The following is an 11,711-nucleotide window of genomic DNA, read 5'->3' on the forward strand; positions in this document are numbered from 1 at the left end:
TGTTCAGCTCTTTCCGGGGGTGATGCCCAAATCGGCAGGACCGAAGGCAAGGGGCAGAAGGTCGGCGACGCGATGTTCGACCAGCGCGTCTCCTTCCGGTGCAGCGCAATAGATGGCGAGCGTCCGCCCGGCCATCTGCTCGGCTTCGTTCATGACCTGGCGGCATCGGCCGCAGGGGGTGACGATGGCCTCGCCCGATGCGACGCCGTCCGCGCCCATGGCGCCGCCCACGACCGCGATCGCCTCGACATCGGCAAGGCGGCCCTGGGTATTCGCCGCCGCCAGCGCCACCGTTTCGGCGCATAGTGACAGGCCGTAACTCGCATTCTCGAAATTGCAGCCGGTCACGACCTGCCCGTCGGTCAGCCGCACCGCCGCGCCGACGGCGAAGCGACTATAGGGCGCATGCGCATGGCGCATCGCCTCCCTTGCCGCCTCGATCAGCTTTTCCGTCGCATTCATCGTGCCATCACATCCCATCGCACCGGACCGTCGATGCCGTCGATATGCCGCATATCATTGGCTGTCCACATCACCCATCTGCGCTTCCCGCTATCGGGCGCGAAGAAATTGCGGTCCAGCCACAAAGTCCGGTTGATCCCCGATGCAATGGCATATCGGGCATCGAAATCGTCGCTGACATTCAGCAGGACCGGCGTGCCCGCATGACTTTCGATCAGGTTGATGAGCGTGTTCAGTTCCGAAAGCACTGCATCCTGCCCCGGCCGGGCGCGGCAGCCCGGCTCGAACGCCAGCCTGATGACCGGCGGCAGGGCGGCATTGTCGCGCGGCACCATGGCCATGAAGCCGGTGGCCTGTTCCGAGGCACTGGCGCAGAGGCTGAAATCGAGCGCAGCGCCATAGCGCATCCCTGCCGCGCGCGCTGCGGCCCAGTTCGCCTCGAACGCCGGATCGCGAAAGCGCCCGCCGCGCGAGGCGCGGATATAGGCGAAATCGGTTCCCTGCGCCGCCAGCGTGCCCCAGTCGATCGAGCCATTGTCCGATGATACCGACACGCCCTGCGTCGGGAACGCCTCCCGATCGGGGGCCCATTCGCGCGCGTAGAGCCATCCGCCCAGCGCCATCAGGCCCAGGACGGCAAGAAGCAGGCAGAAACGAGCCATGAAATGGCCGGCGCTGATGATACGGATGCCCCTTACCCCTTGATATGCAGGACGCAGATCAGCGTGAACAGGCGACGGGCCGTGTCGAAGTCGACCTTGATCTTGCCGTCCAGCCGCTCGATCAGTGTCTCGGCGGCAGCATTGTGGATGCCCCGGCGTGCCATGTCCACCGTTTCGATCTGCTGCGGTGAAGCATTGCTGATCGCCTGGTAATAGCTGTCGCAGATCGCGAAATAATCGCGGATCGGGCGGCGGAACCGCCCAAGGCTCAGAATGATCGCCTCCAGCGGGTCGCCATTTTCACGGCGTATCTCTATGACCAGCCGGCCTTCCTCGACGCGCAGATGCACCTTGTAGGGGCCGGCATAGCCGTCCTCATGGCTGCGCTGCGGCTCGAAATAATTATCCTCCAGCAGGTCGAAGATGGCGATGCGCCGCTCCTGCTCCACATCGGCATTGCGCCAGAGGATCGTCCGCTCGTCGAGCGTGATATCGATGATGCGCGGATCGGCCATGAACGCTATGGTCAGTGCGGCGGAGCACAGGGAAATGCAACCGGGAAAAGCAGGGCGCCGGGTTGTCCACAGCTTTTCCCAATCGTTTCAATGTCGGACCTTGCGCGCCGCCGTCAGCGAAGCGATGAGGGGGCAATGGTCGAACTCGTGCAAATCAACCCCGCCGCAGAAACCGGCATCACCGAACTCCCGCGCAACGTCGAGGCGGAGGCCGCGCTGCTGGGCGCGCTCATGATCGACAACCGCATTGCCGAGGATGTGCAGCTCAAGCTGAAGCCAGAGCATTTTTTCGAGCCCTTGCACGGCCGCATCTACGAAGCGGTGATGCGGCTGGTCGAACGCGACATGGTCGCCAACCCCGTGACGCTGAAACCGATGCTGGAGCAGGATCCGGCGCTCAAGGAACTGGGCGGTGTCGGCTATCTGGCGCAATTGACGGGCAATGGCGCCGCGTTGCTGGGTGCGCGCGACTTCGCGGCGCAGATCTATGACCTCGCCCTGCTGCGCCAACTTGTCCATGTCGGGCGCGAACTGGTTGAAAGCGCTCTCGACACCAGCGAGGACGTGAATCCACGCGAACAGATCGAGCAGGCTGAGGTCGCCCTTTACAAGGTTTCCGAAGGGGAGGGGGAAACCGGCTCGGTCAAGAGCTTCGCCACCGCCACGACCATGGCGGTCCAGATCGCGGAGCGGGCGCTCAACAGTGGCGGGCATGTGTCGGGCATCACCACCGGCATCAACAGCCTGAACGAAAAGATCGGCGGCATGCACAATTCGGATCTCATGATCCTTGCGGGTCGTCCGGGCATGGGCAAGACGTCGCTGGCGACCAATATCGCCTATAATGCCGCCTCGCGCTGGCTGCGCGACAATGCGGACGGCATTTCGCCGGAAAAGAACATGGGCGCGAAGACCGCCTTTTTCAGCCTGGAAATGTCCGCCGACCAGCTCGCCACGCGCGTGCTGGCGGAACAGTCGGGGATCAGCGGCGAAGCGCTGCGCATGGGCAAGATCAGCCGGTCAGACTTCCAGAATCTTTCGCGGGCAGCGCGCGAGTTGCAGGAATTGCCGCTGTTCATCGACGACACGCCTGGCCTGACCATCGCCGCGCTGCGCACGCGCGCCCGCCGTTTGAAGCGGCGGCATGACATTGGTTTCGTCGTGGTCGACTATCTCCAACTGCTCCAGGGCACGGGTAAGGGCGATAATCGCGTCAACGAAATTTCGGAAATTTCCCGCGGCCTCAAAACCTTGGCCAAGGAACTCAACTGCCCGGTTCTGGCGCTGTCCCAGCTCAGCCGCGCCGTCGAACAGCGCGAGGACAAACGGCCCCAATTGTCCGACCTTCGCGAATCAGGCTCCATCGAGCAGGACGCGGACATGGTCTGGTTCGTGTTCCGCGAGGATTATTATGTCGCCGCGAAGGAGCCGGGGAACAAGGAGAGTTCCGAGCATCTGGAATGGGCGCAGGAGATGGAGCGCATCTACGGCCTTGCCGAAGTGATCATCGCCAAGCAGCGCCATGGCTCGACCGGGCGCATCCGCATGAAGTTCGATGCGAAGATCACCCGCTTCTCCGATCTGGCGGAGGGCAGCTACATGGACGATTATGAATAGCGGCGCGATGCGCAGGAAAATGGGCGCAGGAAAATGGTTCAGCCCGAAACGAAGGCCTGAAAGACCAGCGCGAGCCCGATCATGCTGACCAGATAGGCGATCGTCCGCACCACGGGCACGCCCATGCCGTAGAGCGGGAGATACACGGCCCGCGCACCCAGCCAGAGCCAGCCGCCGATCGCTGTCATCCCGCTGGTTTTCCCCACGATCACCACGCCGATCAGGGTGATGATCGCGATGGGATAGGTTTCCAGGAAATTGGCCTGCGCCCGCACCAGCCGCCCACCGACGGGATCAAGCGGCGGCAATTCCTCATCCCGCGCACCCATATTCCACTTGGTGCCATATTGCCGCGTCTTGATATGCGCCGCCGCGAAGATGTGGACCAGCAGCAGCACGCAACTCCACGCCAATATCTTCAGCTCGACGGCCATATCCTGTCCTCCGCTCGGTCTGTCATGAACGGCGACCATATCGCGCCTGAAGGGCGCGCGCCATCAGTCTCCGTTCCGGCATAAGACGATGGCTCGCTCCGGGGCCGGCTCCGGGGTTGCTGCCCGGCTGTCAGGTCAACCGGACATGCGCGTCGCGGGCAGGATGTCCTTTTCGGTCAGAACACCGGCTGGTTGGCCGGATCGTCCGGATCGGCGATGGGGGAGGGGATTGGCGTCACCGGCGTGTGAATGCCGCACTCCACCTTGTCCCAACCACGCCAGCGGCCGGCGCGCGGGTCTTCGCCCGGCAGCACCTTGGACGTGCACGGTTCGCAACCGATGGACAGATAGCCTTGCGCCTCCAGCGGGTGGCGCGGCAGCTTTTCCGCCTCGAAATAGGCCTCCAGATCGTCCTTCGTCCAGTCGCCCAGCGGATTGATCTTCAGACGGCCGTCTTCGATCTCGAAACGGGGCAGGTTCTGCCGCGTCACCGACTGAAACGCCTTCCGTCCGGAAATCCAGGCATCCAGGCCATTTTTCGCGCGGCTCATCGGTTCGACCTTGCGGATCTCGCAGCAGCCATCGGGGTCGTAGGACCAGCGCAGGCCCGTCTCGTCCTTCTTCGCCAGCACGTCCGCATCCGGCACGACCGTCCGGCTGTCGGTAAAGCCCAGTGTGCTGATCAGCGTTTCGCGATAATCCAGCGTCTCACGAAACATCTTGAGCGTGTCGACGAAGATCACCGGCACGGTCCTGTCCGCCTTCGCCACCAGCGACAGCAGAACCGCGCTTTCCGTGCCGAAGGAGGAGACGACGGCGACATTCCCCGCCAGCCCCTCGGCAAAGACGGTCCTGAGCATCGAAAGCGTGTCGACGCCACTGAAGCGCGCATTGAGAGCATCCGCGTCCGCCTGGGTAAAGGCGGGGCGGGCATCGATCACGTCAAGCTTGCGGGCAGGTTCAGCCATTTGCAGTCTCCGGGTGCCGCTTCGCCCAGACTGGGCGGCGGCCGTCGATCGTCTTCTGATAGACATCGTCATAACGGCGGAGCGCGCGCTCCACGGCGGCATCGTCCAGCGCCTTGTCGGGCCGGAAGCTGTCGAAGCCGCAGCGGCGCATCGCGACGATCTGGTCCACCAGCACATCGCCCACGGCGCGCAGCTCGCCGATATAGCCGGCCTCGCGCAATATCCGCGCCGCCGAATAGCCGCGCCCGTCGCCGAACGCCGGGAAATTCACCTCCACCAGCGACAACCTGTCCAGATGGGGCAGCAATTCGCGGGCATCCTCGCCCGCTTCGATCCGGACGGCGGTCGAATTGGACTGGCCGGTGAAGGATTCGACCGTGACGGCCGGTTCCTGGCCGACTTCGCCTTCGCGGAAGGAGAGGAACTCAACCATAGATCGCCTCCTTGAAGGGCTTCATGCCAAGACGGCGATAGGTGTCGAGGAAGCGTTCACCTTCCTCCCGCTGCGCAAGATAGATGTTGGTGACCTTCTCGATCGCATCGACCACGCCGTCCTCCGAAAAGCCGGGTCCGGTGATCTGCCCGACGCTTGCATCCTCCGCACCCGATCCGCCGAGCGAGAGCTGGAAATTCTCCACGCCCTTCCGGTCCACGCCCAGCACGCCGATATGGCCGGCATGATGATGGCCGCAGGCATTGATGCAGCCGGAAATCTTGACCTTCAGCTCGCCCAGTTCCTTCTGCCGGTCCGCCGCGGCGAACCGTTCCGACAGCTTCTGCGCCAGCGGGATGGAGCGGGCATTGGCAAGGCTGCAATAATCCAGGCCGGGGCAGGCGATGATGTCGGTGATCAGGTCCAGATTGGCCTCCGCCAGTCCGGCCTCGTCCAGCTTTTGCCAGACGGCGTGGAGGTCCGCCTTCTTCACATGCGGCAGGACCAGGTTCTGCGCATGGGTGACGCGCAGTTCGTCGAGCGAGTATTGCTCGGCCAGGTCCGCCACCAGCGCGATCTGCTCTGCCGAGGCATCGCCCGGAATGCCGCCGCGCGGCTTCAGGCTGATGTTGACGATGGCATAGCCCGGTTGCTTGTGCGCCGCGACCTGCCGGTCCACCCACAGGGCAAAGGCTGGATCGTTGCGATCGACGCTGCCGTCCAGGCCCGTTTCATAGGCGGGACCAGCGAAATAGGCGCGGATGCGGTCCAGTTCCTCGGTCGGCGGGTTGAGGCCCAGCGTCCGCATATGGGCGAATTCTTCCTCGACCTGCCGCTTATATTCCTCGACACCCAGCTCGTGGACCAGGATCTTGATCCGCGCCTTGTACTTGTTGTCGCGCCGGCCATAGCGGTTATAGACGCGCAGGCACGCCTCCAGATAGGAGACGATCTCCTCTTCGGGCACGAAATCCCTGATGAGCGGGGCAACCATCGGGGTGCGGCCCATGCCGCCGCCGGCATAGACCTCCGCACCGATCCGGCCGTCGCGCGACACCAGCTTCAGGCCGATGTCGTGCAGCCGCATGGCGGAACGGTCTTCCTCGCTTGCGATCACCGCGATCTTGAACTTGCGCGGCAGGTAGGTGAATTCGGGATGGAAGGTCGACCATTGGCGCAGCAGTTCCGCCCAGGGGCGCGGATCGGCCACCTCGTCCGCCGACACCCCGGCATATTGGTCGGAAGAGATGTTGCGGATGCAATTGCCGCTGGTCTGGATGGCATGCATCTCGACCGTCGCCAGTTCGGCAAGGATGTCCGGCGCGTCGGCCAGCTTGATCCAGTTATATTGCAGGTTCTGCCGCGTCGTGAAGTGGCCGTAGCCCCGGTCATATTTCGCCGCGATCTCTCCCAGCTTGCGCATCTGACGGGCGCTCAGCGTGCCATAGGGGATGGCGACGCGCAGCATATAGGCGTGAAGCTGGAGATAGAGGCCGTTCATCAGCCGCAGCGGCTTGAACTGGTCCTCCGTCAGTTGCCCGGCCAGACGGCGCTGGGTCTGGTCGCGAAATTCCTCGACGCGGGCGTCGACGATGGACTGGTCGTAGCTGTCGTAACGATACATGGTTCAGATCACCCAGTTGCCGGCATCGGCGTCATTCGGTTTCAGCGTCAGGTCGGGGCGCACCGTTGGCCCCAGAGCGCGGATGCGGTCCTTGATATGTGCGGGGCGCACGCCCTCTCCGGTCACGGTCGCATCGATCACATAGGCGCCCACGACCCGCAACGCGGCTTCCTCCGCGCGGGCCAGATCCTCGCCCTTGTCGCTCACGTCGACGGAATCGCCGACCTGCCGCGACCAGCCGTCGCCCGCCCACCAGATCACGTCCCCGGTGCCGAGGTCATTGCCGGTCAAAATCTTCACTTGTCAGTCTCCGCCCCAAATGTCTCCTGCGCGACCCAGCCGGCCAGCACATCCTGCGCCAGCGCATAGGCCGCAACCTCTCCCACCACAATCAGGGCGGGACTTTTCACCTTTTCCCGCGCCACCATCTCGCCCAGATCGGCAAGCAAGGTGCGCAGCGTCCGCATGTCGGCGCGCGTGCCGTTTTCCAGCACGGCCACGGGAATCGCCGGGGACACGCCGTCGGCGATCAGCTTGTCGGCAATGTCTGCCGCCGTCGCCACGCCCATATAGATGACGAGCGTGCGCCCCGCGCCGGCCAGGCCCGACCAGTCCTGATCGGTCAGCCCCTTGCATTGCCCCGCAACGAAGCTGACCGCGCTCGCCGCTGCGCGGTGGGTGAGGGGCAGCTGCGCCTGCGCGGCACAGCCGACGGCGGCGCTGATGCCCGGCACGATCTCCACCGGCACCCCGGCGGCGCGGCATGCCTCCATCTCCTCGCCGCCGCGGCCGAAGATGAAGGGGTCGCCGCCCTTCAGCCGGACGACCCGGCGCCCGGCGAGCGCCAGTTCGACGAGCAGGGCATTGATCCCGTCCTGCGGCACCGAATGACGGCTGCGCTGCTTGGCGACCGAGATCAGTTCGGCTTGCGGGGAGGCAAGCGCCAATATCTCGACGGAAACCAGCCCGTCATGCACGATCACCTCGGCCTCGCCGATCAACCGCGCCGCGCGCAGCGTCAACAGTTCCGGATCGCCCGGACCAGCACCGACAAGGGTGACAGTGGCAGTGGGAGTTTCAGCCATGCTGGGCAGATGGCGAAATCGGCCCGTGGTTTCAATTCAGAATGCATTGGCCAGGGCGAAGGAAAATTTGGGAGGGGTCGATCTGACGCCGTCGCCCCGACCCGACGCTCAATCGCCCATCGTGCTGGTGTCGATGTCCTTCAGGCCGACGCCGATGGACGCGCGCGGCTGCTCGATTTCCACCGACACGACCGGATAGGCGCAATAATCCGCCGCATAATAGGCGCTGGGCCGATGGTTCCCGGAAATGCCCACCCCGCCAAAGGGCGCGGAGGAGGATGCTCCGTTGGTGGGGCGGTTCCAGTTGACGATGCCCGCCCGGATATTGGCCCAGAACTGGTTATATTGTTCCGGCGATCCCCCGATCAAAGCCGCGGACAGGCCGTAGCGGGTGTTGTTCGCCTCCCGGATCGCGGATTCGAAATCCGGGACGCGGACGACCTGCAACAAGGGGCCGAACAGTTCGATGTCGGGCCGTTCGGCCATGGCGGTCACGTCGATGATCGCTGGCGTGACGAAGGGCAGCCCCTTGGTCGTGCGGACCATATGCTTGATCGGCTTGCCGCCGTTGCTCATCAGGTAGAGGAAGCTCTCCGTCAGCTGATCGGCCGCCTGATTGTCGATCACCGGGCCCATATAGGGCGCGGGGTCGGCATGGGGATGATCGACGATCAGCCGGTCGGCCAGCTTCTTGACCTCTCCGACCAGCGTGTCTGCCAACTCGTCCTTGACGATCAGCCGGCTCGCCGCGGTGCAGCGCTGCCCGCTCGACAGGAAGGCCGACTGCACGATCAGCGTCGCGGCGCTGGGGACGTCTGCCGTATCCCAGGCGACGATCGGGTTGTTCCCGCCCATTTCCAGCGCCAGTATCTTGCCCGGATTGGCGGCGAACTGCCGGTTGATCGCAATGCCCGTCTGGGCCGACCCGGTGAAGAGGATACCACTCACATCGGGATGGGCGGCCAGCGCCTTGCCCTCATCCGGGCCACCCAGCACCAGCCGGACGGCATCCTCCGGCACGCCGGCCTCATGGTAGAGGCGCACCAGCATTTCACCTACCGCAGGCGTCTTTTCCGATGGCTTGAAGACGACGGCATTGCCTGCCAGCAGGGCAGGTACGATGTGACCGTTGGGCAGATGCGCCGGGAAATTATAGGGGCCCAGCACCGCCATGACGCCATGGGGCTTGTGCCGCACGGACTGGCGAGCGCCCATTGCCGCCTCCAGCCGCCTTTGTCCGGTGCGTTCGGAAAAGGCGGCGACGGATATATCGACCTTGTTCATCACCGCCGTCACTTCGGTCCGCGCATCCCACAGGGGCTTGCCGGTCTCGCGCGCGATCAGGTCTGCCAGCGCCTCTTCATTGGCGCGCACGACATTGACGAAGCGGCGCAGCGTTTCGATGCGATAGGCGATGGGCTGGGCGGCCCATCTGGGCCAGGCGGCACAGGCGCGGGCAACCTCCGTCGCCACATCGCTGGCAGTCCCCTGCCACAGAAGTTCGCCAGTGGCGGGTTCGAACGAAGTCAGCGCGGCGGACATGCTGCCGATATGGCAATTAATTCCGCTTTAGGGAAGAGCCTGGCTCCCGATAGAAGCTCCGCTCAGGGCACGCCTGGCGCCTCCCCCAAAGCATCGCCCATGCGCCGGATCGCAGCCACCTTGGCATGCAGCGGCGTCCAGTCATCATCCCTGTCGATGGCGCTCCAGATCGCCTCCACCTCATCGATATGCATGGAGCAGGGCAGCGGATCGGCCCAATAGCCATGATCCTTCGGCCCCTTTGCCTCAAATCCGGCAATGGCCTCGCGAAAAGCGGCCCATTCTTCCCCGGCATAGGGCGCGCCGTCGCGCGGATCGCCGCCACGCCAGTCATGGAAGAAGATGTCGATGGGCCTTTGGCTGGCGATCATGCCTCGCACGGCGGCCTCGACCATGGTGGAGGCGTCATCCGTCGGCTCCACGCCCAGCCGCCAGCAGAAGCGGCGCGCCATCGCCTCGGCATAGAGTGCCGGAAAACGCTCCAACTGCTCGACCAGCGGTTCCGCCTCCACCAGCGGACGCAGCGACACGGCAAGCTGCGCCGCGTCCCAATGGATCGCCTCCGCCTGCCGTCCGAAGGCATAGAGGCCGGCATGGTCGAAATAGGCGGCTGTGAATCCCGGCTCCCATAGCGGCGTGAACCGCCACGGGCCATAGTCGAAGCTTTCGCCCGTCACATTGATATTGTCGCTGTTCAGCACGCCATGGACGAAGCCCGCCACCATATAGCTTGCCGCCAGATCGGCCGTGCGCTCCACGACCCGGCCCAGCAATTGCGCCGGCGGATTGTCCCCTGGCACTTCGCCATAAAGCTTCGTCAGCGCATAGTCGACCAGCCGCTCCAGCAGCGCCCTGTCGTCGAAATAGGCGGCGCGCTGGAATGACCCGATGCGGATATGCGAGTGGCTGAGCCGCACCATCACCGCGGCGCGGGTGGGGGAGGGTTCGTCATGGCGCTCCAGCGCCTCGCCCGTCTCTATGATGGAAAATGTCTTGGAGGTGTTGACGCCCAGCGCTTCGAGCATCTCCGTCGCCAATATTTCCCGCATGCCGCCCTTCAGCGTCAGCCGTCCGTCGCCGAAGCGGCTGTAGGGCGTCCGGCCCGAACCCTTTGTGCCCAGGTCCAGCAGCCGACCCGCCCCGTCGCGCAGTTGCGCGAACAGGAAGCCGCGGCCGTCCCCGATATCGGGATTGTACACGCGGAACTGATGCCCATGATAGCGCAGCGCCAAGGGCTGGGGCAGCGATCCCTCCAAAGGCCGGAATCGCCCGAAATGCGCCAGCCATTCCTCCTCGCCCAGCTCGCCCAGGCCCACCGCATCTGCCCAGCGATCGTTGCGGAAACGCAGGATGGCCTGGGGAAAGTCGGCGGCCGCGACGGGGTCGGCGAAATCGGGCTGCAGCGCGGCGATTTCATTCGCGGGGCTGAATTTGGCGGGTTGCAGGGCAGGGCGCATGCGGCGATATGGGGGATGCAGGGTGGAAGGATCAAGCAGCTTGAGCAGCTATGGCGACGGATACTGGTGGTCCCCCGATGGACTGAGGCTCCATTATCGCGATTATGCTGGCGGGGATGACGGTCGTCCGCCCTTGCTCTGCCTGCCCGGCCTGACGCGCAACGCCCGCGATTTCGAGCCTCTCGCCGCGCGCCTTGCCGGACAATGGCGCCTCATCTGCCCCGACATGCGCGGTCGTGCCGAAAGCGCGCAGGCGAAGGATCCGATGACCTATGTCCCGCTCACCTATCTGCAGGACATCAGCCGCCTGCTGGCGGATCTGGGCATCACCCGCTTCGTCGCCATCGGCACGTCGCTGGGCGGCATCATCACCATGCTGATCGCGGCTACCCACCGCGAGTGGCTGGCGGGCGCGCTGCTCAACGATGTCGGGCCGACACTGGAGGAGGCGGGGCTTGCGCGTATCCGCACCCATGTCGGCATCGGCCAGTCCCATCCAAGCTGGGTTCACGCCGCTCGCGCATTGGCGGAATCCAATCGCGACATCTATCCCGGCTATGGCCTCGATCAATGGCTGGCCATGGCCAAGCGGCTCTACCGCCTGAACAGCTCGGGCCGGATCGTCCTTGACTATGACATGCGCATAGCCGAGCCGCTGCGGGTCGCCGGCAGCGAGGCGAGCGTCGACATGTGGCCGGTCATGCAGGCCTTCCGCGGAATCCCGACGCTGGTGCTGCGCGGCGAGCGCTCCGACCTGCTTTCCGCCGCCACTGCCGCCCGAATGGTGGAGGAGATCGGCCCCGGCGCGGAGTGCGCGGTCATCTCCAATGTCGGTCATGCCCCGGTCCTCGATGAGCCTGAATCCGTTGCCGCCATTGATCGGCTGCTGGAGCGGGTCCTGAATGGCTGAAG

13 protein-coding genes are annotated in these 11,711 nt (G+C 64.7%); 2 read left to right on the plus strand and 11 right to left on the minus strand.

Annotated elements, in window-relative coordinates; translation table 11 throughout:
- Nucleotides 1–3 precede the first annotated feature (3 nt).
- From MRBLMA1_RS00635 to MRBLMA1_RS00645, 3 genes are read right to left on the minus strand one after another with little or no spacing between them, the layout of a single operon-like run.
- Nucleotides 4–462: a cytidine deaminase gene (locus tag MRBLMA1_RS00635; RefSeq protein WP_363734490.1), complete on the minus strand. Its 459-nt coding sequence runs from the start codon at nucleotides 460–462 to the stop codon at nucleotides 4–6.
- A complete protein-coding gene (locus MRBLMA1_RS00640) occupies nucleotides 459–1,124 on the minus strand; it encodes a glycoside hydrolase family 25 protein (protein WP_363734491.1) in 666 nt (221 codons plus the stop codon). The genes MRBLMA1_RS00635 and MRBLMA1_RS00640 overlap by 4 nt, the downstream gene beginning before the upstream one ends.
- A 32-nt stretch (nucleotides 1,125–1,156) precedes the next feature.
- Entirely contained in the window at nucleotides 1,157–1,639 is a 483-nt protein-coding gene (locus MRBLMA1_RS00645; protein ID WP_025549400.1) for a UPF0262 family protein, read from the minus strand.
- A 135-nt stretch (nucleotides 1,640–1,774) separates the two neighbouring features.
- On the opposite strand from MRBLMA1_RS00645, the gene MRBLMA1_RS00650 reads away from it, so the two are divergent.
- On the plus strand, nucleotides 1,775–3,256 hold the full coding sequence (locus tag MRBLMA1_RS00650; RefSeq protein WP_363734492.1) for a replicative DNA helicase: 1,482 nt from the start codon (nucleotides 1,775–1,777) through the stop codon (nucleotides 3,254–3,256).
- A gap of 38 nt (nucleotides 3,257–3,294) precedes the next feature.
- On the opposite strand, the gene MRBLMA1_RS00655 is transcribed toward MRBLMA1_RS00650, so the two are convergent.
- The 8 genes from MRBLMA1_RS00655 to MRBLMA1_RS00690 form a co-directional block, all read right to left on the minus strand.
- On the minus strand, nucleotides 3,295–3,690 hold the full coding sequence (locus tag MRBLMA1_RS00655) for an MAPEG family protein (RefSeq protein ID WP_363734493.1): 396 nt from the start codon (nucleotides 3,688–3,690) through the stop codon (nucleotides 3,295–3,297).
- A 176-nt stretch (nucleotides 3,691–3,866) separates the two neighbouring features.
- Nucleotides 3,867–4,658, minus strand: a complete 792-nt coding sequence (locus tag MRBLMA1_RS00660) for a phosphoadenylyl-sulfate reductase (RefSeq protein WP_133652325.1) — start codon at nucleotides 4,656–4,658, stop codon at nucleotides 3,867–3,869.
- On the minus strand, nucleotides 4,651–5,091 hold the full coding sequence (locus MRBLMA1_RS00665) for a DUF934 domain-containing protein (protein ID WP_363734494.1): 441 nt from the start codon (nucleotides 5,089–5,091) through the stop codon (nucleotides 4,651–4,653). The genes MRBLMA1_RS00660 and MRBLMA1_RS00665 overlap by 8 nt, the downstream gene beginning before the upstream one ends.
- The gene (locus tag MRBLMA1_RS00670) at nucleotides 5,084–6,715 is read right to left on the minus strand and encodes a nitrite/sulfite reductase (protein WP_363734495.1); all 1,632 of its coding nucleotides are present in this window, start codon (nucleotides 6,713–6,715) and stop codon (nucleotides 5,084–5,086) included. Before MRBLMA1_RS00670 ends, MRBLMA1_RS00665 begins: the two co-directional genes overlap by 8 nt.
- 3 nt (nucleotides 6,716–6,718) lie before the next feature.
- Nucleotides 6,719–7,015: a DUF2849 domain-containing protein gene (locus MRBLMA1_RS00675; RefSeq protein ID WP_133652322.1), complete on the minus strand. Its 297-nt coding sequence runs from the start codon at nucleotides 7,013–7,015 to the stop codon at nucleotides 6,719–6,721.
- On the minus strand, nucleotides 7,012–7,800 hold the full coding sequence (gene cobA / locus MRBLMA1_RS00680) for a uroporphyrinogen-III C-methyltransferase (RefSeq protein WP_363734496.1): 789 nt from the start codon (nucleotides 7,798–7,800) through the stop codon (nucleotides 7,012–7,014). Before cobA ends, MRBLMA1_RS00675 begins: the two co-directional genes overlap by 4 nt.
- Nucleotides 7,801–7,908: 108 nt before the next feature.
- A complete protein-coding gene (gene astD / locus MRBLMA1_RS00685) occupies nucleotides 7,909–9,342 on the minus strand; it encodes a succinylglutamate-semialdehyde dehydrogenase (RefSeq protein ID WP_363734497.1) in 1,434 nt (477 codons plus the stop codon).
- A gap of 62 nt (nucleotides 9,343–9,404) precedes the next feature.
- On the minus strand, nucleotides 9,405–10,799 hold the full coding sequence (locus tag MRBLMA1_RS00690; RefSeq protein ID WP_363734498.1) for a protein adenylyltransferase SelO family protein: 1,395 nt from the start codon (nucleotides 10,797–10,799) through the stop codon (nucleotides 9,405–9,407).
- A 40-nt stretch (nucleotides 10,800–10,839) separates the two neighbouring features.
- Here MRBLMA1_RS00690 and MRBLMA1_RS00695 point away from each other — a divergent pair, with 40 nt between their 5' ends.
- Entirely contained in the window at nucleotides 10,840–11,709 is an 870-nt protein-coding gene (locus tag MRBLMA1_RS00695) for an alpha/beta fold hydrolase (RefSeq protein WP_363734499.1), read from the plus strand.
- Nucleotides 11,710–11,711 lie beyond the last annotated feature (2 nt).

Source organism: Sphingobium sp. LMA1-1-1.1 (assembly GCF_040676365.1).
Lineage (GTDB): Bacteria > Pseudomonadota > Alphaproteobacteria > Sphingomonadales > Sphingomonadaceae > Sphingobium.

What these genes read in the sequence shown, in the direction of transcription:
- MRBLMA1_RS00635 (WP_363734490.1), bottom strand. Translation starts at nt 462, where the DNA reads ATGAATGCGACGGAAAAGCTGATCGAGGCGGCAAGGGAGGCGATGCGC.
- MRBLMA1_RS00645 (WP_025549400.1), bottom strand. Translation starts at nt 1,639, where the DNA reads ATGGCCGATCCGCGCATCATCGATATCACGCTCGACGAGCGGACGATC.
- MRBLMA1_RS00690 (WP_363734498.1), bottom strand. Translation starts at nt 10,799, where the DNA reads ATGCGCCCTGCCCTGCAACCCGCCAAATTCAGCCCCGCGAATGAAATC.
- MRBLMA1_RS00665 (WP_363734494.1), bottom strand. Translation starts at nt 5,091, where the DNA reads ATGGTTGAGTTCCTCTCCTTCCGCGAAGGCGAAGTCGGCCAGGAACCG.
- MRBLMA1_RS00670 (WP_363734495.1), bottom strand. Translation starts at nt 6,715, where the DNA reads ATGTATCGTTACGACAGCTACGACCAGTCCATCGTCGACGCCCGCGTC.
- astD (WP_363734497.1), bottom strand. Translation starts at nt 9,342, where the DNA reads ATGTCCGCCGCGCTGACTTCGTTCGAACCCGCCACTGGCGAACTTCTG.
- cobA (WP_363734496.1), bottom strand. Translation starts at nt 7,800, where the DNA reads ATGGCTGAAACTCCCACTGCCACTGTCACCCTTGTCGGTGCTGGTCCG.
- MRBLMA1_RS00640 (WP_363734491.1), bottom strand. Translation starts at nt 1,124, where the DNA reads ATGGCTCGTTTCTGCCTGCTTCTTGCCGTCCTGGGCCTGATGGCGCTG.
- MRBLMA1_RS00660 (WP_133652325.1), bottom strand. Translation starts at nt 4,658, where the DNA reads ATGGCTGAACCTGCCCGCAAGCTTGACGTGATCGATGCCCGCCCCGCC.
- MRBLMA1_RS00650 (WP_363734492.1), top strand. Translation starts at nt 1,775, where the DNA reads ATGGTCGAACTCGTGCAAATCAACCCCGCCGCAGAAACCGGCATCACC.
- MRBLMA1_RS00655 (WP_363734493.1), bottom strand. Translation starts at nt 3,690, where the DNA reads ATGGCCGTCGAGCTGAAGATATTGGCGTGGAGTTGCGTGCTGCTGCTG.